Annotated in this window: 26 protein-coding genes; 21 read left to right on the forward strand and 5 right to left on the reverse strand. The window is 63.7% G+C overall.

All coding sequences use genetic code 11. The features are described 5' to 3' along the window. Window positions 1-104: 104 nt before the first annotated feature. The 9 genes from cysS to cimA all read left to right on the forward strand — a co-directional run bounded on the left by cysS (window position 105) and on the right by cimA (window position 6,820). Window positions 105-1,490: a cysteine--tRNA ligase gene (cysS, locus tag J2X76_RS01360; protein ID WP_113129976.1), complete on the forward strand. Its 1,386-nt coding sequence runs from the start codon at window positions 105-107 to the stop codon at window positions 1,488-1,490. 33 nt (window positions 1,491-1,523) lie between these two features. After that, complete coding sequence (locus J2X76_RS01365) at window positions 1,524-1,910, forward strand: VOC family protein (protein WP_310212267.1); 387 nt, start codon at window positions 1,524-1,526, stop codon at window positions 1,908-1,910. 65 nt (window positions 1,911-1,975) lie between these two features. Beyond that, entirely contained in the window at window positions 1,976-2,215 is a 240-nt protein-coding gene (locus J2X76_RS01370) for an antitoxin (RefSeq protein WP_113129974.1), read from the forward strand. A gap of 14 nt (window positions 2,216-2,229) precedes the next feature. Next, window positions 2,230-2,631 carry a type II toxin-antitoxin system VapC family toxin gene (locus J2X76_RS01375; RefSeq protein WP_310212270.1) on the forward strand — a complete coding sequence of 134 codons (402 nt, stop codon included), beginning with the start codon at window positions 2,230-2,232 and terminating at the stop codon, window positions 2,629-2,631. Beyond that, the gene (locus J2X76_RS01380; RefSeq protein WP_310212273.1) at window positions 2,628-3,125 is read left to right on the forward strand and encodes a GFA family protein; all 498 of its coding nucleotides are present in this window, start codon (window positions 2,628-2,630) and stop codon (window positions 3,123-3,125) included. The genes J2X76_RS01375 and J2X76_RS01380 overlap by 4 nt, the downstream gene beginning before the upstream one ends. Further along, window positions 3,122-3,619 (forward strand): GFA family protein, encoded by a 498-nt coding sequence (locus J2X76_RS01385; RefSeq protein WP_113284135.1) that lies wholly within the window; start codon window positions 3,122-3,124, stop codon window positions 3,617-3,619. Before J2X76_RS01380 ends, J2X76_RS01385 begins: the two co-directional genes overlap by 4 nt. After that, a complete protein-coding gene (locus J2X76_RS01390; protein ID WP_113129970.1) occupies window positions 3,616-4,092 on the forward strand; it encodes a GFA family protein in 477 nt (158 codons plus the stop codon). The genes J2X76_RS01385 and J2X76_RS01390 overlap by 4 nt, the downstream gene beginning before the upstream one ends. Then, window positions 4,089-5,048: a prolyl aminopeptidase gene (gene pip / locus J2X76_RS01395; protein WP_310212279.1), complete on the forward strand. Its 960-nt coding sequence runs from the start codon at window positions 4,089-4,091 to the stop codon at window positions 5,046-5,048. The genes J2X76_RS01390 and pip overlap by 4 nt, the downstream gene beginning before the upstream one ends. A 155-nt stretch (window positions 5,049-5,203) precedes the next feature. Next, a complete protein-coding gene (gene cimA, locus J2X76_RS01400; protein WP_113129968.1) occupies window positions 5,204-6,820 on the forward strand; it encodes a citramalate synthase in 1,617 nt (538 codons plus the stop codon). A gap of 33 nt (window positions 6,821-6,853) precedes the next feature. On the opposite strand, the gene J2X76_RS01405 is transcribed toward cimA, so the two are convergent. From J2X76_RS01405 to J2X76_RS01415, 3 genes are all read right to left on the reverse strand, one after another. Further along, a complete protein-coding gene (locus J2X76_RS01405) occupies window positions 6,854-7,828 on the reverse strand; it encodes a ribose-phosphate pyrophosphokinase (RefSeq protein ID WP_310212282.1) in 975 nt (324 codons plus the stop codon). A 97-nt stretch (window positions 7,829-7,925) separates the two neighbouring features. After that, complete coding sequence (locus J2X76_RS01410; protein ID WP_310212283.1) at window positions 7,926-8,615, reverse strand: pentapeptide repeat-containing protein; 690 nt, start codon at window positions 8,613-8,615, stop codon at window positions 7,926-7,928. Window positions 8,616-8,686: 71 nt separating this feature from the next. Further along, entirely contained in the window at window positions 8,687-9,061 is a 375-nt protein-coding gene (locus J2X76_RS01415) for a helix-turn-helix domain-containing protein (RefSeq protein WP_310212286.1), read from the reverse strand. Between the two features lie 125 nt (window positions 9,062-9,186). On the opposite strand from J2X76_RS01415, the gene J2X76_RS01420 reads away from it, so the two are divergent. Continuing rightward, window positions 9,187-9,771: a glutathione binding-like protein gene (locus J2X76_RS01420; protein ID WP_310212290.1), complete on the forward strand. Its 585-nt coding sequence runs from the start codon at window positions 9,187-9,189 to the stop codon at window positions 9,769-9,771. A gap of 160 nt (window positions 9,772-9,931) precedes the next feature. On the opposite strand, the gene J2X76_RS01425 is transcribed toward J2X76_RS01420, so the two are convergent. Next, entirely contained in the window at window positions 9,932-10,807 is an 876-nt protein-coding gene (locus J2X76_RS01425; protein ID WP_310212292.1) for a methyltransferase domain-containing protein, read from the reverse strand. A 152-nt stretch (window positions 10,808-10,959) separates the two neighbouring features. On the opposite strand from J2X76_RS01425, the gene rarD reads away from it, so the two are divergent. Both rarD and J2X76_RS01435 read left to right on the forward strand, forming a co-directional pair. Further along, entirely contained in the window at window positions 10,960-11,871 is a 912-nt protein-coding gene (rarD, locus tag J2X76_RS01430) for an EamA family transporter RarD (RefSeq protein WP_310212295.1), read from the forward strand. A gap of 20 nt (window positions 11,872-11,891) precedes the next feature. Continuing rightward, window positions 11,892-12,221: a DHCW motif cupin fold protein gene (locus J2X76_RS01435; protein WP_310212298.1), complete on the forward strand. Its 330-nt coding sequence runs from the start codon at window positions 11,892-11,894 to the stop codon at window positions 12,219-12,221. A 17-nt stretch (window positions 12,222-12,238) separates the two neighbouring features. Here J2X76_RS01435 and J2X76_RS01440 read toward each other — a convergent pair whose 3' ends face one another. Further along, window positions 12,239-12,868, reverse strand: a complete 630-nt coding sequence (locus tag J2X76_RS01440) for a TIGR00730 family Rossman fold protein (RefSeq protein WP_310214657.1) — start codon at window positions 12,866-12,868, stop codon at window positions 12,239-12,241. Between the two features lie 145 nt (window positions 12,869-13,013). Between J2X76_RS01440 and J2X76_RS01445 the strand changes: the two genes are divergently transcribed. The 9 genes from J2X76_RS01445 to pssA all read left to right on the forward strand — a co-directional run bounded on the left by J2X76_RS01445 (window position 13,014) and on the right by pssA (window position 26,393). Then, a complete protein-coding gene (locus tag J2X76_RS01445; RefSeq protein ID WP_310212301.1) occupies window positions 13,014-14,870 on the forward strand; it encodes a LysM peptidoglycan-binding domain-containing protein in 1,857 nt (618 codons plus the stop codon). Between the two features lie 932 nt (window positions 14,871-15,802). Next, complete coding sequence (locus J2X76_RS01450) at window positions 15,803-16,492, forward strand: hypothetical protein (RefSeq protein ID WP_310212304.1); 690 nt, start codon at window positions 15,803-15,805, stop codon at window positions 16,490-16,492. 285 nt (window positions 16,493-16,777) lie between these two features. Continuing rightward, window positions 16,778-17,362 carry a hypothetical protein gene (locus J2X76_RS01455; RefSeq protein ID WP_310212307.1) on the forward strand — a complete coding sequence of 195 codons (585 nt, stop codon included), beginning with the start codon at window positions 16,778-16,780 and terminating at the stop codon, window positions 17,360-17,362. A 141-nt stretch (window positions 17,363-17,503) separates the two neighbouring features. Next, window positions 17,504-19,393 carry an ABC transporter ATP-binding protein/permease gene (locus J2X76_RS01460; protein WP_310212312.1) on the forward strand — a complete coding sequence of 630 codons (1,890 nt, stop codon included), beginning with the start codon at window positions 17,504-17,506 and terminating at the stop codon, window positions 19,391-19,393. Window positions 19,394-19,407: 14 nt separating this feature from the next. Beyond that, window positions 19,408-19,551: a hypothetical protein gene (locus J2X76_RS01465; protein WP_162736361.1), complete on the forward strand. Its 144-nt coding sequence runs from the start codon at window positions 19,408-19,410 to the stop codon at window positions 19,549-19,551. Between the two features lie 97 nt (window positions 19,552-19,648). Then, window positions 19,649-20,671, forward strand: coding sequence for an LLM class flavin-dependent oxidoreductase (locus J2X76_RS01470; protein WP_113129956.1), 1,023 nt, complete (start codon window positions 19,649-19,651; stop codon window positions 20,669-20,671). Window positions 20,672-20,940: 269 nt separating this feature from the next. Then, window positions 20,941-24,693, forward strand: coding sequence for a HEAT repeat domain-containing protein (locus tag J2X76_RS01475; protein WP_310212315.1), 3,753 nt, complete (start codon window positions 20,941-20,943; stop codon window positions 24,691-24,693). Between the two features lie 131 nt (window positions 24,694-24,824). Continuing rightward, window positions 24,825-25,523 carry a phosphatidylserine decarboxylase gene (locus J2X76_RS01480; protein WP_113130069.1) on the forward strand — a complete coding sequence of 233 codons (699 nt, stop codon included), beginning with the start codon at window positions 24,825-24,827 and terminating at the stop codon, window positions 25,521-25,523. An 18-nt stretch (window positions 25,524-25,541) separates the two neighbouring features. Continuing rightward, window positions 25,542-26,393 (forward strand): CDP-diacylglycerol--serine O-phosphatidyltransferase, encoded by an 852-nt coding sequence (gene pssA, locus J2X76_RS01485; protein WP_310212318.1) that lies wholly within the window; start codon window positions 25,542-25,544, stop codon window positions 26,391-26,393. Window positions 26,394-26,434: the final 41 nt, after the last annotated feature.

A 26,434-nucleotide genomic window follows, 5' to 3' on the forward strand; every position in this document is an offset into this window, starting at 1 on the left:
CCTTAGCTGATAATGAGAGCGGGATGTCGTCCGAAAACCGCGTACACTTTTCGGCATCCCGCTCGGCCGGCCGCTCGCCGTGGGAGATTTTGGGGAGATTTTCGATGAGCACCACGCTCAGGTTCTACAATACGCTGACCCGTGAAAAGACGGAGTTCGCACCGATCGACCCGCAGAATGTGCGCATGTATGTCTGCGGCCCGACGGTCTACGACTTCGCGCATATCGGCAATGCCCGGCCGGTGATCGTCTTCGACGTGCTCTACCGGCTGCTCCGGCATGTCTATGGCGAGGCCCATGTCACCTATGCCCGCAACATCACCGACGTCGACGACAAGATCAACGCGCGGGCGCTGAGGGACCATCCCGGCCTGCCGCTCAACCAGGCGATCCGCGCCGTTACCGAAAAGACCGAGACGCAGTTCCACGAAGACGTCGCCGAGCTCGGCTGCCTTGAGCCAACCGTTGAGCCGCGCGCCACCGACAGTATCGCCGAGATGGTCGAAATCATCGGCAAGCTGATCGGCAACGGTCATGCCTATGTGGCATCGGGCGAAGTGCTGTTCGATACCAGGTCGATGCGCGACTATGGCCAGCTTTCCAAGCGCCCGCTCGACGAGCAACAGGCCGGCGCCCGCGTCGCGGTCGATGCGCACAAGAAGAACCCCGGCGATTTCGTGCTGTGGAAGCTTTCCTCCCACAACGAACCCGGCTGGGAAAGCCCCTGGGGCCGCGGCCGTCCGGGCTGGCACATCGAGTGCTCGGCGATGAGCCAGCGGTATCTCGGCGAGGTGTTCGACATCCATGGCGGCGGGCTCGACCTGATCTTCCCGCATCATGAGAACGAGATCGCCCAGTCGCGCTGCGCCCACGGCACCGACGTGATGGCCAATGTCTGGATGCATAACGGCTTCGTCCAGGTGGAAGGCCGCAAGATGTCGAAGTCGGAGGGCAATTTCATCACCATCCACGACCTCCTGCACAGCCAGGCCTTCGGCGGCCGCCAATGGCCGGGCGAGGTCCTGCGGCTTGCCATGCTGATGACCCATTATCGCGAGCCGATCGACTTTTCGGTGAAGCGGCTGGAAGAGGCCGAGCGCCTTCTCAGCAAATGGCCGGCGGCGGAGGTTTCCGGCGCGCAGCCCTGCGACACGGTGATGAACGCGCTCGCCGACGACCTCAACACGGTTGCCGCCGTGCAGGCCCTTCACGCCCTGGCGCAGGACGCCCATTACAATCTGGAGGGGGCTGCGGTGTTTGCCGCAAGCGCCGCCCTACTCGGCGTGCTGCCCCAGAAAACCGAGGTCGACGAGGCGCTTGCTTCCGCAGTCGATGCGCTGGTCGCCATGCGGCTCGAAATGCTGAAGGCGAAAAACTTCGCCGAGGCCGACAGGATCCGCAACGAACTGGCCGACAAGGGCATCCAGCTGAAGGACGGCAAGGACCCCGCGACCGGCGAAAGGGTGACGACCTGGGAGGTGAAGCGCTAAGCTTCACCTCTCTTACAAGGCGAGGAGCAACCGATGATCGATCACATGGGCATCAAGGTCGCGGATTTCGACCGCGCCAGGGCATTCTACGACGCAGCCTTCGCGCCGCTCGGCGCCTCGCTGCTCTACATGGTGCCGGCCGAATATACCGGCGGCGTGAAGGTCGGCGGTTACGGACGGGAGCGGCCGGTCTACTGGCTTCATGAGGAGAAGCCCGCGGGCGGCCATTCGCAGCACATCGCGTTTAGCGCCAACAGCCGCGCCGAAGTGGACGCCTTCTACGCGGCGGCGATGGCCGCCGGCGGAGCCGACAACGGCGCACCCGGCCTGCGCGCGCACTACCACCCGAACTATTACGGCGCCTTCGTATTTGATCCCGATGGCAACAATATCGAGGCGGTGTGTCACGCGCCGGAATAACGAGGGATTGGTTGTTTCAACCGATCAATCGGCATATGCTTACGGCATAGGCCAAGGAGGATGACATGGGTGCAGAACGTCATGTGAAGCTGTTCCGCAACGGCCGCAATCAGGCGGTCCGTATTCCCGTGGAATTCGAGATGCCCGGTGACGAGGCGATCATGCGCAAGGAAGGCGACCGGCTGGTCATCGAGCCGGTGAAAAAAACCGACCTTCTGGAATGGCTGGCGACGATCGAGCCATGGGAAGGCGAGTTCCCTGAGCTCGACATCGACGAACCGCCGCCACGGGATTTCGATCTGTGAGCGATCATAGCTTCATGCTCGACACCAATATCCTGTCGGATCTCGTCCGAAATCCGCGGGGGCGCGTTCAGCAAAAACTCCGGCGGCACGGCATCAATGCCGTCTGCATGAGCGCGATCGCGGTTTCGGAAATAAGATTTGGCCTTGCCAAGAAACGCTCGGAGGCCTTTGCCGATCGCGTCGAAGCTGCGCTCAGCCGTATCGCCCTTCTGGACTACGGTGATGACGCTACCTTTGCCTATGCAGCCATTCGCAATGACCTGCAAAATCGCGGCACATCCATAGGAACAACGGACCTCTTTATCGCGGCACATGCCAAGTCCCTGAACCTCACGCTTGTCACCAACAATATCCGCGAGTTCTCGCGGGTCGACGGACTGAAAGTGGAAAACTGGCTCGACGAGGACAGTCAATGACCCAGATTCACACCGGCGGATGCCAATGCGGTGCTGTGAGATACCGGGCGGAGGGTGCGCTCGGGTTTCCGCATCTGTGCCATTGCCGCATGTGCCAGAAGGCGGCGGGCAATTATTTCATGCCGCTCGGCGGGGTGATGTACGAGAACTTTTCGCTGACCCGCGGCGAGCCGGCCTGGTTCCGCTCGTCGGAGACGGTGCGGCGCGGTTTCTGCGGGAAATGCGGCACGCCGCTTTTCTATGACGGATCGAGCGACCATATCAGCATCACGCTCGGCTCGCTCGACGATCCGCAATCGGTGAAGCCCGCGCTGCAGACCAATCTTGCCTACAAGATGCCCTGGTTCGGAGAACTCGACAGCCTGCATCACGACACGAAGATGGACATGACGCCGGAGCAGGAAAAGACGGTCTCGGCCAGCAGCCGCCAGCATCCCGACCACGACACCGAGGTCTGGCCGCACGGGGACGCGCCGGCGGAGGGGCGACCATGAGCGATGTCGTCCATACCGGCGGCTGCCAGTGCGGCGCGATCCGCTTCCGGCTGGTCGGGGATGCGCCGGATGCCTCGATCTGCCATTGCCGCATGTGCCAGAAGGCGTTCGGCGCCTATTACGCGCCGCTGGTTGCCGCCGGCGAGGCGGAACTGACCTGGACGCGCGGCCAGCTCAAATATTTCCACTCGTCGAACCATGTGCGGCGCGGTTTCTGCGAAAACTGCGGCACGCCGATGACCTACGAGGCGGAGGACGGGATCGCGATTTCGGCCGGCAGTTTCGACGAGCCGGGCCGGCTGCCGCCGGTCGTGCAGTTCGGCGCGGAAGGCAAGATCGGCTTCGTCGACCGCCTGCACGAACTTCCCGAGCGCGATACGATGGACGACATCGCGTCGGCGCCGTTCCTCGACGACATCGTCTCCTACCAGCATCCCGACCACGACACCGAAACATGGCCGCCCGAACACAATCCCAAGGAGGATGAACAATGAGCGAGACCCCGAGAACAGGCGGCTGCCAGTGCGGCGCCGTGCGCTTCCGCATCCACGGCGAGCTCGGCCGCGCCTCGATCTGCCATTGCCGCATGTGCCAGAAGGCCTTCGGCGGCTTCTTCGGGCCGCTGGTCACCGCGCCGAAGGACGGCGTCGAATGGACCCGCGGCGAGCCGAAATATTTCCAGTCCTCGGTCAACATAGACCGCGGCTTCTGCGAGAATTGCGGCACGCCGCTTACCTATCGCTATCCCGGGGGGCTCGATCTCGCGATCGGCGCCTTCGACGACCGCGGCGATCTCGCCCCGAAGATCCAGGTGAACTACGCCTCGCATATACCGTGGGTGACGACGATCTTCGACCAGCCGGTCCGTGATTCCGGCGAAGACGCGGTCAAGCAGGAACAGATCATCTCCTTCCAGCACCCCGATCACGATACCGAAAACTGGCCGGCAAAGGGGCTGCATCTGTGACCGAAGTTCTGCGTACGCTCTATCCGGAAATCGAACCCTATCAGACCGGGACGCTCGAGGTCGGCGACGGCCACGTGATCTCCTGGGAACGGGTCGGCACGAAGGGCGCAAAGCCCGCCGTCTTCCTGCATGGCGGACCGGGCGGCGGCATCAACCCCAACCAGCGCCGGCTGTTCGATCCGGCGCTCTACGACGTGCTTCTGTTCGACCAGCGCGGCTGCGGCAAGTCGACCCCGCATGCGAGCATCGAGGCCAACACGACCTGGCATCTGGTCGCCGATATCGAGCGGCTGCGCGAGATGGTCGGCGTCGAGAAATGGCAGGTGTTCGGCGGCTCCTGGGGCTCGACGCTGGCGCTTGCCTATGCGGAGACGCATCCCGAACGCGTCACCGAACTTCTGGTGCGGGGCATCTACACCCTGACACGGCCCGAGCTCGACTGGTACTACCAGTTCGGCGTCTCGGAAATGTTCCCGGACAAGTGGGAGGCCTTCGTCGCGCCCATTCCCGAAAACGAGCGCCACGAGATGATGGCCGCCTATCACCGCCGGCTGACCGGGCCGGACGAGGCCGAGCAGATCCGCTGCGCCAAGGCCTGGAGCGTCTGGGAAGGCTCGACCATCACGCTTCTGCCGAGCCCGCAGCTGGCATCCGACCACGACGACGACCATTTCGCGCTCGCCTTCTCGCGCATCGAGAACCACTTCTTCATGAATGCCGGCTGGCTTGAGGACGGGCAGCTTCTGCGCGATGCGGTCAAGCTCAAGGGCATTCCGGGCGTCATCGTGCATGGCCGCTACGACATGCCCTGCCCGCTGAAATATGCCTGGCAGCTTTCGAAGGTCTGGACGGATGCGGATTTCCATATCATCGAGGGCGCGGGGCATGCCGTGTCGGAGCCGGGGATTACCGACCAGCTGATCCGCGCGACGGACCGGTTTGCGGGGAAGGTCTAGAGCCGTACTTCCGTCATCCTCGGGCTTGACCCGAGGATCCATCTCTTCGGTCGACGGACGGCTCCATCAAACCCCTACGCTTAGTGTTGGATCCTCGGGTCAAGCCCGAGGATGACGGGCCGAGAATTAGAAACACCGCTCCAGGAGGAGCACCCATGACACGCGAACGCATCTATCTCTTCGACACCACGCTCCGCGACGGGCAGCAGACCCCCGGCGTCGATTTTTCCGTCGAGGACAAGATCGCCATCTCCAACCTGCTCGACGAGTTCGGCCTCGACTATGTCGAGGGCGGTTATCCCGGCGCCAACCCGACCGACACCGCCTTCTTCTCCGAAAAACGCACGGTGAAGTCCAAATTCGTCGCCTTCGGCATGACCAAGCGGGCCGGCATTTCCGCCTCCAACGATCCGGGCCTCGCCGTGCTGCTGCAGGCGAAAAGCGACGCCACCTGTTTCGTCGCCAAGAGCTGGGATTACCATGTGCGCGTCGCGCTCGGCTGTTCGAACGAGGAAAACCTCGAGGCCATCCGCGACAGCGTCGAGGCCGCCCGGGGCGCGGGCAAGGAAGCGCTGGTCGACTGCGAACATTTCTTCGACGGCTACAAGGCCAATCCGGACTATGCGCTCGCCTGCGCGAAAACCGCCTATGACGCCGGCGCGCGCTGGGTGGTGCTCTGCGACACCAATGGCGGCACCCAGCCGGGCGAGATCCGGGCCATCGTCGAGGCGGTGATCGCGTCGGGCATCCCGGGCACCTCGCTCGGCATCCACGCCCATGACGATACCGGCCAGGCGGTCGCCAATTCGCTTGCCGCGATCGAGGCCGGCTGTCGGCAGATCCAGGGCACGCTGAACGGTATCGGCGAACGCTGCGGCAATGCCAACCTCATCACGATCATCGCGACGCTTGCCCTGAAGGACGCCTATAACAGCCGGTTCGAGACGGCGATCGATGCGGAGCGGCTGACCGGCCTCACCCGCCTCAGCCACGCCTTCGACGAGCTGCTCAACCGCTCGCCGAACCACCAGGCGCCCTATGTCGGGGCGTCCGCCTTCGCCACCAAGGCCGGCATCCACGCGTCGGCGCTCTTGAAGGATCCGCGCACCTACGAACACGTGACGCCGGAAAGCGTCGGCAACCTGCGCAAGGTGATGGTGTCCGACCAGGGCGGCAAGTCGAACTTCATCAACGCGCTGAAGCGCCGCGGCATCGAGGTCGGCAAGGACGATCCGAGGCTCGACCAGCTGATCTCGATCGTCAAGGAACGCGAGGCCTCCGGCTACGCCTACGAAGGCGCCGACGCGAGCTTCGAACTGCTCGCCCGCCGCACGCTCGGCACCATTCCGGAATTCTTCTCCGTGGAAGGGTTCCGCGTCATGGTGGAGCGCCGCTTCGACAGCCACGGCCGCATCAAGATCGTCTCGGAAGCGGTGGTGAAGCTCGTCATCGACGGCCAGACCCATATGTCGGTCGCCGAAGGCGACGGCCCCGTCAACGCGATCGACCGGGCGCTGCGCAAGGATTTCGGCAAATACCAACATGAAATCGACGACCTTGTGCTCGCCGATTTCAAGGTGCGCATCCTCAACGGCGGCACCGAGGCGATCACCCGCGTGCTGATCGAATCCATCGACGGCAGCGGCGTCCGCTGGTGGACGGTCGGCGTCTCGGAAAACATCATCGACGCCTCGTTCCAGGCGCTGATGGATTCGGTCATCTACAAGCTGATGAAAAACCGCCAGCTGGCGGGCAGGATCGCGGCGGAGTGAGGGCTGACGACAATCGGGGCACGCCCCGATTGGCTAAACCGCGGCGGCGGTTCGGGCCAGGGCGATATCCTCGGCCAAAAGCGCGCTGACGGATTCGCCCGAATTGATCCGGCGCATGGCTTCGGCAAAAGCTGGCGCGACAGACAGCACGGTCAGCTTGGGCTGGCGCTTTTCAGCGGCGATGGGCACGGTGTCGGTGCAGACGATCTCCAGCACGTCGGGCTCGGCGGCGAGGCGGGCGACGGCCGAGCCCGCAAAAATGCCGTGCGTGGTGGCGATCCGGATGGTGCGGGCGCCATGGGCGCGCAGATGCTGGAGCAATTCGATGATGGAGCCGCCGCTGGCGATTTCGTCGTCGAGCACGATGACGTCGCGATTGCGGATATCGCCGATCAGCGCGGAGATTCGGACCTGGGTGTCGCTCACGCGCTCCTTGGCGCCGGCAGCGACCGGCACATTGAGGCGCTTGGCGAAGGCGGCCGCGTTCTTGGCATTGCCAAGGTCCGGAGAAACGACGACGGCGCGGCTGAGGTCATAACGAAAGAAGTGGTTGGCAAGCTCGCCCAAGGCATGGAGCTGATCGACGGGCACGCTGAAAAAGCCGTGCACCTGCGGTGAATGCAGCGTCATCGTGAGGACGCGGCTCGCCCCGGCGGTGACCAGCAGATCCGCGACCAGGCGGCCGCCGATCGAAATGCGCGGCGCGTCCTTCTTGTCGGAACGGGCATAGGAAAAATGCGGGATGACGGCAGTGATGCGCGAGGCCGATGCCCCGCGCGCAGCATCGAGCATCAGCAGCAGCTCGACCAGGTTTTCCTGCACCGGCGCGCTGAGCGGCTGGACGATGAAAACATCCTGCTCCCGACAATTGGCCTGCAGCTGGACTTCAAGGCAATCGTTGGAGAAGCGCTTGGTGCGCACCGGGTGCAACGGCACGCCGAGATGGGAACATATTTCCTGCGCAAGTTCGGGATGAGCACTGCCGCTGAAGATGGCTATCTGGTTCACCGCAACATCCCCCAAGAACTGGCCGGCTTATGATGGCTGACCCTGTCATAGTCAAGCTTGCCGGCAGGGTTTGCCAGGCAGTTTTGCGACAAGTCTGCTACCGGACCTTCAAGCCGAGTTCGGCCAGCATGTCACCGGCCTGCTGGCGCGAGATCGTCGCACCCTTGAATTTCCTGGCGTCGATCAGCTTCAAGCCGCCGAGGTCGGCGCCGCGCAGATCGGCGCCATCGAACCTTGCGTCGACGAGACCCGCGTCACGCAGGCTGCAGCTGTCGAACACGGCATCGCGGAAATCGCATTTCGAAAGATCCGCCATGCCGAAATCGACGCGTTCGATCCGCGATTTCCGGAATGACAATGCAGGAAGCCTCGCCTGTGCGAGAATGGTCTCCTTAAACGACAGGCCGAGCGAGGCGATTCGGGTGAGATTGGCCCCGGTCAGCTTGCAGCCGGTGAACCGGGTGTCGTTCATTTTTGCTTCCAGGAAAGCCGCGTTGTTGAAGTCGCAATTGCGGAATTCCACTTCCGCGAGGTTCGCCCCTGCAAAATTGGCGAACGGTCCCCGGCATCCGTCGAACTTCGCCCCTTCAAGATCGGCTGCCCGCAGATTGACGCTGGTCATCCGGCAGTTCCTGAATTCCCAGCGCTGCAGATCGAGCCCCGACAGGTCCGCTTCCTCCAGAACGCAGTCGTTGAGGATCACGGCGTTTCCAGAACCGGCGAGCCCGAGCACATCCGCGCGCGCGATCGCCTGTCCGGAAATCTCGACAGGATCTTGCTCCGCCATGACATTCGCCCCCAACATTCGTCCGGATGGTTGATCAGAGATTCGGGGCCGAGACAATCCGACCCCACTCGTCATCCCTGTGGCCGACGACTGTCGTATCCGAGGCGGTTCTCCTCGATCTGCCGGTGATGCGTGGCTGCCCAGTCCGCGAGTTGCCGCACGGTTTCGGACAGGGAGTGGCCGAGCGGCGTCAGCGTGTATTCGACCTGCGGCGGCGTACTGGGGCGGACCGTGCGCTCGACCATGCCGTCGCGTTCCAGGGTCTTCAGCGTCCGCGTCAGCATCTGCTGGGAAATCCCGCCCACCTGCCGCTTGATCCCGTTGAAGCGCAACGGTCCCGGATACAGCGCAACGACCACCTGGATCGTCCATTTGTCGCCGACGCGGCCAAGGATCTCGCTCACGCCCCTGCAATCGGCTTGTGTGTGCGACGCAGTCACATCCATCTGACCAACTCCCAAAGATATGCTTTTGACGCCTTTTTCTAGGTCCCATAACTAGCCGTGGTCAACATTGTAGACTGTGCATCGTCGAAAATCGCGGCGGACGGTCTGCCAGCAAGGAGACCACCATGATCCTCTTCTACTATCCCGCAGCCTGCAGCCTCGCGGATCACATTGCGCTCATCGAAACCGGCCTTCCCTACAGGCACCTCAGCATCAACCATGAGCGAAAAACGGAGGACGGCCGCGATTTCCTGTCGCTCAATCCCAAAGGCTACATTCCCGCCCTGGAACTGGAGGACGGGACGATCCTCACGGAGAACCCTGTCATTCTGAACTACATCGCCGACCGCAGCGGCAAACTGCTCCCGGCAGACGGCCTCGTCCGGTGGCGGGCGCTCGAGGCGCTGGCCTTCATGTCATCCGAAATCCATGGAAGCTACCAGCCGTTTTTCAGGGACTTCCCGGAACCGGAAAAGCTGCGTGCCCGCGAAAAGCTCGCACGCCACTTCTCCATCCTCTCCGACCAGATGGGCGGCAAGGAGTTCCTGGTGAGCGACGAGATGACGATTGCCGACTGCTATCTTTTCTGGATCCTGATGGTCGCCCCCAAAAGCGGCGTCGAGCTGCCCGACAATCTCCAGAGCGCCTTCGAACGGATGAGAGCGCGGCCATCCGTGGTGCGGGCTTTCGCGGAGGAAGGCCTGGCCTGAGCGGCCGCTTTCCAAAGCCATCACGCATGTTCCGCGGGTAGCGGAACCCGCAGGCGGTCCGCGTGGCCTTGAAGGGCCGCGCGTGACATGACGCCCGTTCCCGAACCTTACGGCCGAAGCGCCTCATCTCGGGGCGGGATCTTCTTTTCCCCGCGCGGTTTCATGCCTCCTCGAAACTCAGCCCCCAATCCGCCTCGCCGTACCACTCCCCCTCGCCCTTCGGCGGCTGGTGCCAGCGCAGGCTGCGGACCTGGTAGCCGCGGCGCGAGCGGAAGGCTTCCGCCAGCCCCTCGTGGCGGCCGGGTGCCGGTGGCCGCTGGCCCTCCGCCCAGACGAAGGAGACCGGCTGCAGGAATTTGGCGCCGAAGCCTTTTGCCCGGCGGTCGATCATCAGGAAGCCCGCCCGGCCGGTAAAGCCGCTCGACCGGCCGTGCTCGACCGCCGGGTAGCCGAGCGGGAAAAGCGCCCGCCCGGAGACCGCCAGGTTGTCGATCCAGGCGGCCGGCGGGTGGTCGAGGGCGAAATTGGCGTAGATCACGTCCGCATCCTCCTTCGGCCATTCGGTCGCGTCGCCGCGCACCAGGTCCACATTGGCGTAACCGGCCAGGTTCTGCCGGGCCTTTTGCGCAAGCGCCTCGTCGTATTCGACGGCGATCACCCGGCCGGACGGGCCGACCAGCTCGGCGATGATGGCCGTGTAATATCCCGTCCCGGCACCGAGATGGGCGACCGTTTCGCCGTCGCGGATGCCGAGCGCGTGGAGGCCGCCGGCATGCAGCGACGGCATGCCGTTATTGACGCCGCGCGCCGTGTCGAGGCCGACCAGCACGTCCTGGTAGAGCACCAGCGGATCGGTGGAGGCGAGTTCGCGATAGTTGCGGAAGTCGTTGTAGACCCAGGGCGGCGGGCCGACGAAATCCTCGCGCGGCACGGTCGCGAAAGCGGCGAGAAGCCGGGCATCCGCATTCACGCCGGCCTTCGCCAGGATCTGGCGGGCGTAGATCTGCCGGTGCAACGGCTGGTTTTCGAAAGCCATTCGGCTCCTCCATTCTGACAGGGAATCACTATCGCAAGCCAAGCCGACAGAATCGCGACAAACGATAGGTTGTTCAACGAAATGAATTGGTCCGGCCCGGCCGCTTCGTCTAGAGGAAGGACAACCAGAACAGAATACCGGAAACACCCCGCATGACCATCGATACCGCCCCGGCGCCAGTGAAGAACGAGGATACGCCGCGCGGCTTCGCCTTCGGGCTGACGGCCTATTTCCTCTGGGGCTTCCTGCCGTTCTATCTGAAGGCGGTTGCCCACATTCCCTCGCTCGAAGTGCTGGCGCACCGGGCGATCTGGTCGGTGCCGGTCGCCGGGATCGTTCTCCTCATCCTGCGTCGCACCGGCGATCTCAAGGTTGCGCTGCGTAACCCCCGCATGCTTGCCATGGCCTGCCTGACCGCCCTCATCATCATGGCGAACTGGGGCATCTACGTGTGGGCGGTCGCCGCCGGCCGGGCGCTCGACGCGGCGCTCGGTTATTTCATCAATCCGCTGTTCAGCATCTTTCTCGCGGCCGTCCTGCTCAAGGAAAAGCTGGCGCCACTGCAGATCGCCGCAATCGGCCTCGTGGTGGTGGCGGTGGCGATCGTCACCTACGATGCGGGCGGATTGCCCTGGGTTTCGCTGGCGCTCACCGTTACCTGGGGGTTTTATGCGCTGTTTCGAAAAACACTGCCGATCGGCCCGAACCAGGGCTTTTTCCTCGAGGTGCTGCTGATCAGCATTCCCTGCCTGCCCTATGTGATCTGGCTGGAATCGACCGGCCAGGGCCATCTCCTCAATTCGACCGGCTGGGACACGTTCATCCTGATGGCCGCCGGCATCATCACCGCCGCACCGCTGATGATCTATGCCAATGGCGCAAAACTGCTGAAACTGTCGACCATCGGCATCATGCAATACATCGCCCCGACGATGATTTTCCTGATCGCGGTCTTCGCCTTCCATGAGCCGCTCAGCCTGGTGAAGCTTGGGGCCTTTTCGCTGATCTGGGTGGCACTCGTCATCTACACCTGGTCGATGCTGAAACAGGCGCGCGGCCGGTAGGCCTTATTCGGAGCACAGGAATGCAGATCAGCGACATCCCGTTCGGCACGACCGACTGGAGCACCGTTCCCCGGACCGAGCACAAGGGCGAGACAGGGCTCGCGACATGGCAGACCTGCCATTTCGGGAACATCCGGGTGCGGATGGTCGAATATTCGCCGGGCTACCTCGCCGACCACTGGTGCGTCAAAGGCCATATCCTGCTCTGTCTTGCAGGCGAGCTGACGACCGAGCTTGCGGACGGACGCGTCTTCGTGCTGAAGCCCGGAATGAGCTATCAGGTGGCCGACGACGCCGAGCCTCACCGCTCCTCGACATCGGTCGGCGCAAAGCTCTTCATCGTCGACTAGACGTTTCAGGCGGCCCGTTAAAGCCTTGAAATCACCGCGTCCTCGCCGTCTGAAGGCGGGGTGTCCTCGCCCTGTTCGAGGATCGCCGGGACGATCTGCTCGACATCGGCGATGACCAGAGGCTGGACCAGATGGGCGCGATGGATAAAGCCCTGTTCGCGCATGTGGGTGATCAGGTCGAGCATCGGATCCCAGAAGCCGCCGATATTGGCGAACGCCATCGGTTTCCGGTGCCGCCCGAGCTGCGCCCAGGTCATGATCTCGACGATCTCCTCCAGCGTGCCGATGCCACCCGGCAGGGTCACGAAAGCGTCAGCGCGCTCGAACATCTTGTGCTTGCGCGCATGCATGTCCTCGGTCACAATCAGCTCGTCGAGCTGGCCCAGCGAATGACGCGTAGCCTCCATGTCGACCAGGAATTCGGGAATGATGCCGGTGACCTGACCGCCGTTCGACAGAACGCCGGCTGCGACCGCACCCATGATGCCCTTGGTGCCTCCGCCATAAACAAGCCGAAGCCCGTGGGCGGCGATGGATTTTCCGAGCGCACGGCCGGCTGCGATATAGGCGGGATCGCGTCCCGGCTGCGAGCCGCAGTAAACGCAGATGGATCGAATCGGCACAGTTTTCTCCGCAACGCATTTCAATGGGAGGGCCAAACCAGGCCCCGGTCGTCAAAATTGACGGGAAATGCCCGCAAGAGCAAGGCTTTATCGTGTGAAAAGCTTGTGAATGCGGGAGGAAAAGGTTAATCCGGATAGGCGACGGCTATCGCTGTCGGGAGAGGCATTGATGATGAAAAACCGTGCCGGCTGGCTGGCTCTGATCGTACTCGCTATCGCATCGCTGTTGATGGTGTTCTTCGTGATGCCCGTGATAAATCGGGACTCAAAGCCGATCGGTGCCGCGATCAATGCCGCAGGAAATGCCGTCAAGGACGCGGTGACCGAACCCCAGCAGACGGCCAGAACGCCCGATGCTGCAAAGCCGGCCGACCAGGCCGCTGCGGCTCCGCAGACCGCCTCGCCTTCCGCGCCAGCCCAGCCGGCCGCACCGCAGACGACGCCGACCCAGGCCGCCCCAGTTCAGGCTGCCACTGCGATGACGCCGCCTTCCTTCGATGTCCTGCGCGTCGAGCCGGACGGTTCGACAGTGATCGCCGGCCGCGCCGCGCCGCACTCCAAGCTCGAAATCACCGATGGCGCCGCGATCGTCGCCAAGGTCGATGTCGGCCCGAGCGGCGATTTCGCCGCCATTCTCGACAAGCCGCTGCCGCCCGGCGACCACCAGCTGGTGCTGAAGGCGACCGGCAAGGACGGCAAGGCGACCGTGTCGGAAGAAACCGCGACGGTTTCGGTGCCCACCGACAAGAACGGCAAGCTGCTCGCCATGGTCACCAAGCCGGGCAAGGCGAGCCGCATCATCGCCGCGCCGGCCGCCGATACCGCAAGTCTCCCGGCGACCGCCGCCGCCCAGCCCGCCGTTCCGGCAGCAGCTCCGCCCGCGGCCAATCCGGCTCAGGCCGGCCCCGCGCCGGCGCTTGCCGCGCCTTCGGCCACGCCGTCGCCCGACACGTCGGTTGCCGCCCTGCCGGCGCTGCCGTCCGGCTCCTCCAATCTCGCGTCGTCTGCGCCGAACATCCAGGTCTCGGCGCCCGCCTCCCCGGGCGCGACACCGGTCTCGCCCGAACTGCGCGTTACCGCCGTCGAGATCGAGGGCAACAAGATCTTCGTCGCCGGCAGCACGAAAGCGGGCACCGCGCTGCGCGGCCAGGCCGACGGCCGGCCGATCGGCACCGCACAGGCGGGCCAGGACGGCAGTTTCGTCATCGAAGGGGCAATCGACCTTGCGGTCGGCGACCACCGGATCGGCGTCGAGGCGCTTGGGGCCGGAGGCCAGGTTCTGGTGCGGGTCGAAGTGCCCTTCAACCGCCCGGCCGGCGACCAGGTCGCCGCCGTGGCAGCTCCGCCGCAGGCCGCCAATAACGGCATGTCGGCGGCCGATTCCGGCGCCTTCGACAAGCTGCGCAACGAGACGGTGCGCGCCTTCAACCTGCTGCGCGGGCTTTACGACAACGGCGGCGTTCCCTCGGCGGAACAGATGGTCGCCGCCCGGTCCGCCACCTCGATCGCGCTGAAATCGCTCTCCGAATATCGCCTGCCGGCCGATGCCGCCGCCTCCGCCCGGGTGCTTGCCGAAACCACCGCGCAGAACGCCGCGGCAGCGGTTGCCGCACTCGACGCGCTTCCCAAGGATGTCGCGGGCGTCGGCGCCGGGCTGAAACGGATCGGCGACATGATCGCCCGCGCCGTCGGCCCGGTCATCGCCCGCGAGCTGCGCGGCGTCGAAGTGGCCGCGGCCGCCCCGATGACGGCCACCGATGCCGGCGGCGCCCGCACCATCCAGCAGGAACCGCTGACCCAGAGCGAACGCAACTCGGTGATCATCCGCCGCGGCGACACGCTCTGGCAGATCTCCCGCCGCGTCTATGGCCAGGGTGTGCGCTACACGACGATCTACCTCGCCAACGAGGACCAGATCCGCAACCCCGACGTCATCCAGCCCGGCCAGATTTTCGGAGTGCCGGACGAGGCCCGGCCCGACGCGGAAGAACTCCACCGCCAGCGGATGATGCACCGCCGGTCGTAAGGGGCGCTCACCCGACTTGCTGGGATGCCCCCAAGGCCACACTCGGGGCACACAAAACCTCTCATTGCATATGCGGCAGCCCCTCATCCGGCTGCCGCCACCTTCTCCCCGCATGCGGGGAGAAGGACATGCGCCGCGCCGGCCTTCCCCGATCACAGGCAGCGAAGGGGGCACGTCCCCTCTCCCCGTTTTTACGGGGAGAGGGTTAGGGTGAGGGGCAAAGTTCCACGCGCAGACCTCTCTTATGGGAAGGGTTGCCCGGCAGACCGGAGGTTTTAACGGGGACGATTTTCCTCATCCGTGAAAATCCGGCCTTACCCATCAAACCCTTACCGACATTGGCTTCCCCCTTCATCCCCGCCTCTCCGGACCCGCGCCATAATCATCCCCGTCATCGGATGGGAAACCGGGTTCGCGAACCGGCCTCCTCCAAGGGTTTTCGGACCCCGGTTGCCGGTGATGGCTGTCGAACGTGGCGCAACGGGAACTGACAAGTCCCGCAAAACTGCAGGAAACGGTCGGGGCAGGCGGAAAGCCTGAATACCCAATACCCTGGAATACCCCGCCTGCCCCATTCCCAAACCAAAACCGCGCCGGACAAGACGTCCGGCGTGGCCAAAGCTGCTTGCGGTCCGAGTTCGCCCCTGGCCGGCGCCGACGGACACCGTCTCCGGCACGGTACCGGGCCTCTCTGAGTCGCGCCGCCAGCGCAGGGCCCGCCGGTCGGATCGGGCTTTTCCGCCCTCCCGATGCCGCCGCACGACTGCCAAATCCCCGGCAACGCCCGGAAATCCGCGTTTCGGCGCCTGCGGCTGCGACCATGCGGTTTCGGCCAGCCTCACGCAGGTTTCGGGGCAAATAACCTTACGGCATCAGGCGGTATGCTCGCATATTATCTCCACTGACCCATGCCGCGCGGACAGGAGAAGAAAATGGTTTCCAGCATCAATTCCATTCGAATTTGGTCCTCCCAGGCAGCCCTCAACGCATTCAAGGAAGTGTCCGACAACAAGACAGCCGGCAGCTCGGCGTCCGGCACCTCGTCCTCGTCGCTCGCCGACATGCTGTTCGACAGCAGCGGAGGGGACGACGACTACGAGGACGAGAAGCTTTCCGCGCTGATCGCCTCGCTGCAGCGGACGATGAACGGCACCGTTCCCGACGAAACGGCCGGCGACGGATCGGTCGGCGACATGTCGAGCAAGGCATTCATGAAGGCGCTGCAGGAAAAGCTCTCCGCACTGAAGGCGAGCCCCGACACCAAGGCGATGGCCGAGGCCATGCAGAAGGCGCTGGACGCCGGCACCTTGAAGCTGACCGACGCGGTTGCCGGCGACCAGATCACCGCCTGGGACATCACCGACGGCAAACAGACCTCGACCGGCGTCACCTCCGTCGACAAGTCCGACTGGACCCAGTTCCTCAAGGACCGCCTGACCCGCGACGACAGCGGCAAGTTCGTGCGCAACGCCGATGGCAGCTATATCGAGAAGGCGACCGGCGCGAGTTCCTATTTCGGCATGGTCGGCGAGGCCTATTACTACATCTCCTGGACCGCGCCGGCGACGACCGGCAAGCCGGCCGCCGGGACCACGCCCTCCTCCTCCGCCGACACCAAGTGACCGCTGCCGCCAAGGGCGGGAATATCCCGCCCTTGGCGGCTTGACCCAGCTGGTCGATCCCCCGGACGACGGTATCGTCACAGTCTTCAAGGATATTGGCGGCAACCCGTGGGGTATGGGTTCAGCGACGGCAGAGCCTGAACCTCCACCAAAGCCAACGTCCAAACGGGCTTCGCATTGCGCTTCCCCGCCGCTCGAATTTGCGGATAAAGCCAAGGCACGACTGGACGTTCATATGGGTCAGCATGTATCAGTCTGCCATTCCCACAACCTATGAGCACAATGATGAGCCTCTTCAGGCGTACTTTTCTGGCCGCCGCGTTGTTGCCGACCATCGCCCAGGCAGCCGACTGCCCCTCGTCCAAGACGGCAAAGAACGGCATCGTACTTGGACGGCTTGATGCGCTGAGCGAATTTCGCAAGGCCAAAGGACCACTTGTCCAGACAATCACCTCCTTCGGCGGGCCGGACAAGCAGATCGTTTATTCGTTCGAGGGCCTGTTCGATCTTTCCCGCGAGGATCGAAAAGAAAAGTATGCCAGATATCCTCTGTCGGACCTGAGCAAAATCCTTCCGCTCAAGAAGGGCGATCGTCACACCATCAATTTCATGCCCTTTGACGCGAAGTCGTCGGCGGATGACTGGGTTCTGGAACTCACCGTCACGGCAGAAGAGACCGCCAGCGTCGGCCGCTGCAAATACGACGTGTTGCGTGTCAAACAGGAAACGAAGCAGAACGGGAAGACGACCGAGAACCTGAGCGTCCTTTATTCACCCGATCTCCACGCGACCCTTGCCAAGATCTATGACGAAGGCACCGCCAGCCAGGCCATCGTCGCCTACGAGCACATCAGGCCTTTGACGCGTTGAGATAGCCGCCTTAGGCCATAGGCACCACAAGGCGGAACGAGGTGCCGCTTCAGGCATCTTTCATCAAACCGTCATTGCAACATTCCGCGCCGGACCTTATGTGCCGGGTGGCGTTTTGACGCGCCCGCTCCGGAGATATCGATGGCGAATACCAAGAAGACCATATCGGCGGATGCCAGCAATCCGCTCGGCACGCTCGTCAACCTGTGGCCCTACATGTGGCCGGAAGGCCGTGCCGACCTGAAGGCCCGCGTCCTCTGGGCGACCTTCTATCTGTTCCTCGCCAAGTTCGTGCTCCTGACGGTTCCCTATTTCTTCAAATGGGCGACCGACGCGCTGAACGGCAAGCTGGACATGGCGGGCCTCCTGCCCGCCTTCCTGCTCGGCGCCGTGGTTCTGGTGATCGCGCTCAATTTCACCCGCATCCTGCAGGTGGGGCTGAACCAGCTGCGCGACGCGCTGTTTGCTTCGGTCGGGCAATATGCGGTGCGCCAACTCGCCTACCGCACCTTCGTGCACATGCACCAGCTGTCGCTGCGCTTCCATCTGGAACGCAAGACCGGCGGCCTGTCGCGGATCATCGAACGCGGCACCAAGGGCATCGAGACGATCGTCCGGTTCACCATCTTGAACACCGTGCCGACGCTCTTGGAATTCCTGCTGACGGCGGTGATCTTCTGGGCCAGCTACGGTTTCTGGTATGTCGCGGTGACGGCGATCACGGTGGCGCTCTACATCTGGTTCACCGTGAAGGCCAGCGACTGGCGCATCGCCATCCGCCGCTCGATGAATGACAGCGACACCGACGCCAATACCAAGGCGATCGATTCGCTCCTCAATTTCGAAACGGTCAAATATTTCGGCAACGAGGAGATGGAAGCGAAGCGCTTCGACAGTTCGATGGCGCGCTACGAGAAGGCGGCGACCGACGTGTGGACCTCGCTCGGCTGGCTGAACTTCGGCCAGGGCGTGATCTTCGGCCTCGGCACGACCGTGATGATGGTGATGTCGGCGCTGGCCGTGCAGCGTGGCGAGCAGACGATCGGCGATTTCGTGTTCGTCAACGCGCTTCTGCTGCAGCTTTCCGTGCCGCTCAACTTCATCGGTTTCGTCTACCGCGAAATCCGCCAGGGGCTGACGGATATCGAGCAGATGTTCGACCTTTTGGAAGTGCAGGCGGAGGTGGTCGACCGTCCAGACGCCAGGCCGCTCGATATCGGCCAGGGCTCGATCGCCTTCAAGGACGTGCATTTTTCCTATGATCCGGCCCGGCCGATCCTGAAGGGTGTCTCCTTCGAGGTGCCGGCCGGCAAGACGGTGGCGATCGTCGGACCGTCCGGCGCCGGCAAGTCGACGATTTCCCGCCTGCTCTACCGGTTCTACGACATCCAGGACGGGTCGATCACCATCGACGGGCAGGACGTGCGCGACGTGACCCAGCATTCGCTGCGCGCGGCAATCGGCATGGTGCCCCAGGATACGGTCCTGTTCAACGACACGGTCGCCTACAACATCCGTTATGGCCGGCCTTCGGCCAGCGAGGAAGAGATGCTGGCCGCCGCCGAAGTGGCGCAGATCGGCCATTTCATCCGGGCCCTGCCGGAAGGTTTCGAGACCAAGGTCGGCGAACGCGGCCTGAAACTTTCGGGCGGCGAGAAGCAGCGCGTGGCGATCGCCCGCACCATCCTCAAAGCCCCGCCGATCCTCATCCTCGACGAGGCGACCTCGGCGCTCGACACCACGACCGAACACGAGATCCAGTCGGCGCTCGACACGGTTTCGAAAAACCGCACGACGCTGGTGATCGCCCACCGGCTTTCCACCGTGATCGGCGCCGACGAGATCATCGTCCTGCGCGACGGGCGGATCGCCGAACGGGGCACCCATGCCTCGCTTCTGGAACAGAACGGCCTCTACGCCTCGATGTGGAACCGCCAGCGCGAGGCGGTACAGGCGGAAGAACAGCTGCGCAAGGTGCGCGAGGAGGACGACCTCGGCGTCGTCCTGCGCGGCGTTCCGGCGGCGGAATGAACCGGGAAGGACAGATGATGAGAAAGAACCGCCAGACGCGAATGATGGTCCTGCTGGGCGTCGCCGCAGCCTATGCGCTGGTGCTGGCGCTGTGGGGCTCGCCGCTTCTTGCCTTTACCACCTGGATGGGCTGGGTCGATCCGCAGGCGGCGCGATAAGAACACGCACTGTTCACAGGACGGGTGCTGTCAAACCGCCGGTTCGCGTGCCATCTAAGGTGCAACTTCAGACACACGAAAACCGGATGGCAACCTCATGAAAAAGATCGGCTTTCTTTCCTTCGGGCACTGGACCCCCTCGCCGCAGTCGCAGGCGCGGTCGGCATCCGATGTCCTCCTGCAATCCATTGATCTCGCTGTGGCGGCCGAAGAGCTCGGGGCCGACGGCGCCTATTTCCGCGTCCACCATTTCGCGCGGCAGCTCGCCTCGCCCTTCCCGCTGCTTTCCGCGGTCGGCGCCCGCACCAAGCGAATCGAGATCGGCACCGCCGTCATCGACATGCGGTATGAAAACCCTCTCTACATGGCCGAAGACGCCGGCGCCGCCGACCTCATCGCCGGGGGGCGCCTGCAGCTCGGCATCAGCCGCGGCTCGCCGGAACAGGTGATCGACGGGTTCCGTTATTTCGGCTACCAGCCGGCGGAAGGCGAGACCGACGCCGACATGGGCCGGCGCCACGCGGAAGTGTTCTTCGACGTGCTGCGCGGCGAAGGTTTCGCCAGGCCCAATCCGCGGCCGATGTTCCCGAACCCGCCCGGCATGCTGCGCCTGGAGCCGCATTCGGAGGGCCTGCGCGACCGCATCTGGTGGGGTTCGAGCTCCAACGCGACCGCCGTCTGGGCCGCCAGGCTCGGCATGAACCTGCAGAGCTCGACGCTCAAGACCGACGAGAGCGGCAAGCCGTTCCACATCCAGCAGGCCGAACAGATCCGCCTCTATCGCGAGGCCTGGAAGGAAGCCGGCCATGCCCGCGAACCGCGCGTCTCCGTCAGCCGCAGCATCTTCGCGCTGATGAACGACATGGACCGCGCCTATTTCGGCGGCAGCGGCGAAAGCCAGGACCAGATCGGCAATATCGACCCGCAGACCCAGGCGATCTTCGGCCGCTCCTATGCCGCCGAGCCCGACAGGCTGATCGACCAGCTGAAGGCCGACGAGGCGATCGCCGAGGCCGATACGCTGCTGCTCACCGTGCCCAACCAGCTCGGCGTGGATTACAACGTGCATGTGCTCGAGAGCATTTTGAAGCACGTGGCGCCGGGGCTGGGGTGGCGGTAACGGCCGCCGAGAGCCGCTATCCATAAGGCCGGAAGATCCATACAGAGACCGCCAGGACTCTGCTGCGGTTTTGTGTAAATTTTCGACCTCCGATCAAGACCTCGCGAGCCGGCGCCAACAACCCGGCTCGCGCTGTCGATAAGGCAGGCTATACTGAAAGATCTAGCTCTCCCGCCAAGCTGCCTGCCTCCTCCCTTGACATCCGTCTTGCTTGCAGATCAATTAGAAGTACTAAGAAATTCACAATACAATCACTTTGGCGATGGTGCATGCGGACCTTCTGGATTTCTTTTGCGCTATTGTTCCTCATGCAGCTGCAAATCGCTGCGAGAGCGCAGGTTGCGCAGGATCCGGACTGGATGGTTCGCGGCTTCGAAGCAGCACTTGCCGATAAAAGCCCCGGTGTCGTGGAAGCTGCGGTTCTCCGGTGGGGCAGACTTGCAAAGCATATCCCGCCCGGCCCACGTGCCGATGCGGCGACCGACAGGCTGCTGCCTCTGCTCGAAAGTAGCAATTTCGACGCCGTGCAGGCAGCCGCCACAGCACTTTCCGCCCTACCGCCAGGCAACAGGACCGGTGCGATCCTGGACGGCATGCTTGCGGTCATCGAAAAGGCCGGCGACTCGGGAAGCGCCGTCGCGGCGGCGCTGGGCGCCGTGCCCATGCGCGACAAGGTCGATACCGTCATCGAACGATTGCTGACCCTTCTCAGGAAGGACGGCAGTGCGCAGCAAATGGTTGCCATCGAAGCCCTGGGCGCTCTTCCCCTCCCGCCAGGCGCCCGCGCCGATGCCGTTATCGATGAACTGCTCCCCCTTCTTGGAAGCAAACCCACTTTGCTCAGACGCGCGGCGGTGACGGCTCTTGCGTCGCTCGGGAAAGGCAACCGGAGCGAAAAGGTTGCCGAAAAGCTGTTCCCTCTCCTCTACGACGTCAGCACGCTGCTGCGACAGGCTACGGCCAAGTCTCTCATGACGTTGCTGCAGGGAAATACGGGCCCAGTCACGGACAAGTTGCTGCCCCTCCTGAAAAGCGGCAACACCGCGATGCAACGGTACACATTTGAGGCTCTCGCCACAATTCCGCCTCCGGCGGGCGGGCGGGCGGAGGCGTTTATCGACGAACTCCTCCCCCTCGTCGACAGTCAGAGCTTTTCGGTGCGGCGGGGTGCCATCTCGGCCCTTGCCGTCATTCCGTTTTCGCCCGGACCGCGCGCAACAAGCGTTTTCGACAAGCTGCTGCCGCTCATCGGAGACGAGAGCACCGTCGCCCGGAGGACCATGATCAAGGCCCTCACGGCCGCTGCAAAAGCTGAACCGGTCACCACCGTCTTCGACAAACTGGTGCCCCTTCTGGAGAATGCCGACGAGAACGTCCAACAGGGCGCCTTGGAAATTCTCACAGCCATACCGAAGCCGCCCGGCGACGCCGCAATCGTCCTGATCGAAAAGATGCACCCGCTTCTCGACCAATCGAACAGCCAGATTCAGCAGAGCGCCGCCAACATCATCGCCACCATTCCCGTTCCACCAGGGGAACCGGCCAGGATCGTGGCGGCAAAACTACTCCCGCTTCTTGCCGATTTCGACAGCGACCTGCAGAAGGCCGGCGCCCTGGCTCTTGCCGGTGTTCCCATTCCTCCGGGCGAGCCAACCACTGCCGCCATCAGCGGATTGATGCCGCTTCTTGAAAATTTCGACAGCGAGGTGCAGGACGCCGCCGTCCGGGCGCTGGCCGCCCTCGCCAAGGATACGGTAAATGCCGGCGCCATTCTCGACGCGCTGATGCCATACCTTGGCGTCGACAATGACGGCAATGTCGAGCAAGGGATCGCCCGCGCATTGGCAGCCATTCCGATCACGCCCGGCGAGCGTGCGCAACTGGCGGCCGACCGGCTGCTACCTCTGCTCGCGAGCGACGACAGCGATACCCAGATTGTCGCCCTGCAGGCATTTGCGGTCCTCCCGATGCCGGCGGATGAGCGCCGGCGTATCGTCATCACCAAACTCCTGTCATTTATGGAAAGCGACGGGAACAAGCTTCGACAAGCCGCCACCCGAGCGCTCTCGTCCATCGGACCGGGCGGAATTCTGAGCGCGGTCGATGCGATACAGCTGATCGACACGAGCGCCGAGCAGGCGCTCGGCAGGCTGCGGGCAATCGCCCATCTTGCGACAGGCGCGGACGAGAAGAAGGAACAGACGCCGCTCCTGCTCTCCTGGCTCGGCCGGCCGGCCGAAGTGCCGACGGAGACCGTGGCGAACAATCCCGAGAACGCTCACAGAGTGCTGAAACTGCTGCTTTCCCAATGGAGCGAGATCAGCAAGGTGGCTTTGGCGCGGACCGAGGCGGAAGCCCGCGTCATGGACATCATCTACGCAGCCTGCCGCGCGCCGGCGCAGGAAAGATCGGTGTCGGACATGTTCCAGACCGTCGTGATCTGGCTTCGCAACCTTCCGCTGGACGGACCGGTACAATCCTGCTGGACTTACGACGAGAGGCGCACGGTCGAGCAGCTCCAGGCAAAATTCAAGGAAAAAGGCTCCACGCACGCCCAGGCGCTCGCCGATCACCTGGATCGCGAGAAGGCCGCCCCATGGTACAGGTGGATAAGCTGGTCGGTTGCGGGCTGGGCGGTGTTCTGGGGAGCATTCCTGTTCGTATTTCCCTGGTCCACCACCGTTCAGGCTATCTTCTTCTGGAATCCCCATGTTCGCAGCGTGATGAGCCTCTGGTTCGTCCCCCTCCTGCTGCTGATCTTTCCGTTTTTGCGCAGACGGCTGCTGAAACCGTTCCACGATGAACTGCTCGCTGCCGCCCGCCCGGACAAGTTCGCCGGCCTGGGCTATTTTGGCGGCGGGCGCGCCCGCGTCGAGGACGACACCCCGGCCTCGATCGACAGCCTGATAACCGGACTGCGAGGAACCGTCATCGTGCGTGGCGAAGCCGGCCTCGGCAAGACCAGCACGCTGAGACGGATTGCCCTGAATACCCGCGGCCCGGTTGCATTCCTGGATGCGCGCGACTGCACGCAGGGCGTGGATGTCGCGATCGGGGAGATTCTCCACCAAGTCCAGGAAGTCGGCTTCATAAGGAGCATGGTCTATTCCAGAGCCATGACCGTCATAGTCGACGGACTGAACGAGGTCTCCGCAGACACGCGCGAGAAAGTCAGCACCTTTGCCCGCGACATGTCGAAGGGCGACGTGTTCATCGGCACGCAACCCATCGAGTGGGTGCCTCCCAAGGGAGCAAAGATCGTCGACCTGCTGCCGCTCAACCGGACTGAGACGCAGGAATTCCTCATGAGCCGGCCGGTCGGATCCGACCAAACGCAGAAACGCCATGGGGACGCGTATAAATCCGCGGTGCTGACTTTCATCCATCAGGCACTTGATCAGGCGCCGACGGAAGACGAACGCGTGGCTGCGGCGCTCATGCTGTCGAACCCTTTCGACCTTGCTTTCGCCGCCGATCTTTTGGCTCAGGGTACGCTGCCGCGCGCTACCGCTCTGATCGATGCCGCCTTTCAACTCGCGGACGAGGGCGACGAAGAGCAACAGGGATATCGCGCCGTCAACGGCCAGCCATTCCCCCTTACCCCGTTCGGTCGCCACGCCGTCGACATGCGGCTCGAGGACCGCAACTGGTTCAAGCCCGAGGAATTCCCCGCGGAAATCTCCAGCCTGCTCACGTGGAAGCTTCTCGTTCGCAGAGCTGTCCGCGGTGCAGATAAAATGGTCGACCGGGTCCAGTTTCGTCATGACCGGGTCTGGGATTTTTTCATCGCGGCCGCGTTCAGCGCCGATCCCGAACTTTGGGAGAAGCATATCGAGGATCCGCGGTTCCGCGGCGCCTACCTGCGTATCGCCGATACCTGGGAACCTGCACATGCGGCCTTGGTCCGGGAAAAACTGATCGTGAAGGCTGCCGAAAGGGGCGATCACACGACAAGCGACGAATTCATCAGGCGATTGGAAAAAAGGCGGCAGGCAGCGATCACCACGCCGGAAGCGGCATAACGGAGAGCAAGTTCAGTGTTGCCGCCCTCCGGTTCCGGCGGGATGGCCAGATATCGCGCCACGGAACCGCATTGCCGCAAAAACGGTTTCCCTGTAGTCAGTTGGCGCTGACCATACGGGAGAAAACGTTGATCAACCTCTTCGACACCATCCGCAACACGCTCGTGCCGATCCACAAGGAAGGGTACGTCTTCGTTGCCGCCTTCTTCATCGCCTCGCTGATCCTCGGCTATATCGCCGAGCCGCTGTTCTGGATCGGCCTGGTGCTGACCTTGTGGTGCGCCTATTTCTTCCGCGATCCGGAACGGGCGGTGCCGCAGGACGACGACCTGATCCTCAGCCCCGCCGACGGCCGGGTCAGCCATGTGGCCATGGTGGTGCCGCCGGCCGAGTTGCAGCTCGGCTCCGAGCCGATGCTGCGCATCTCGGTGTTCATGAACGTGTTCGACTGCCACATCAATCGCTCCCCGGTGCGCGGCCAGGTGTCGCGCATCGAATACCGGGCCGGCCAGTTCATCAATGCCGAACTGGACAAGGCGAGCGACGACAACGAGCGCAACGGGCTCGTCATCGACACCCGCCACGGCAAGGTCGGCGTGGTGCAGATCGCCGGCCTCGTGGCGCGGCGCATCGTCTGCTGGGTGAAGCCCACGGAGCCGGTCAATGCCGGCGAGCGGTTCGGCCTGATCCGCTTCGGCTCGCGGCTCGACGTGTTCGTGCCGGCGGGCGGCCAGCCCCGTGTCTCCGTCGGCCAGCGCGCCATCGGCGGCGAAACCGTGCTTGCCGAATTCGGCTCTGCCAAGGGCCCGACACTCAGCCGCCGTACATAACAGGGAAGACAGAGCATCATGGAGACGCCCGCTTCGCCGCCTTCGCATCCGCATTCGCAGCCACATTCGCACACGGAGCCGAACCGCCCGAACGACGAAGCCCGCGGGCCGCGCCTGCGGGAAATCCCGCTCAGGCTGCTGGTGCCGAACCTGATCACCGTACTCGCCATCTGCGCGGGGCTTACCGGGATCAGGCTCGCATTCGAGGGGCGGTACGAGCTGGCGGTCGCCATGGTGCTGCTGGCAGCCTTCCTGGACGGCATCGACGGACGCGTGGCGCGGCTCCTGAAAGCCACGTCGAAATTCGGCGTGCAGATGGATTCGCTCGCCGACATCATCAATTTCGGGGTGGCGCCGGCGCTGGTATCCTATGCCTTCCTGCTCGACCAGGCGCATTCGATCGGCTGGATCGCCGCCCTGCTCTATGCGATCGCCGCCGGCCTGCGCCTTGCCCGCTTCAACGTGATGGAAGACCGCAACATCAAGGCGGACTGGCAATCGGAATTCTTCGTCGGCGTGCCGGCACCGATGGGCGCCATGCTGGTGCTGCTGCCGGTCTATCTCGGCTTCCTCGGGGTCGAAGCCACGCCGGTCTTCGTTTATGCGAGCGTCGCCTATACGCTGCTGATCGGTTACCTGCTCGTGTCGCGCCTGCCGGTGTGGTCCGGCAAGTCGAGCCGCATCCGCCGCGACCTGACGCTGCCGATCATGCTCGCCGTGGTGCTCTATGTGGCGCTGCTGATGAGCTACACATGGGAAGTGCTGTCGATCACCGTCGTCGCCTATCTCTTCGTCCTGCCGTTCAGCGCCCGTGCCTGGCACCGCCGCTACGGCACGATTACAATCGAGGATGACAGTGCGAACGTTTAGAGGCGTCCGCACTCGGTAAGTTGCAACTTCCGCGCAACAGT

The sequence above is a fragment of the Neorhizobium sp. 2083 genome, from assembly GCF_031455615.1.
Taxonomy (GTDB): domain Bacteria; phylum Pseudomonadota; class Alphaproteobacteria; order Rhizobiales; family Rhizobiaceae; genus Neorhizobium.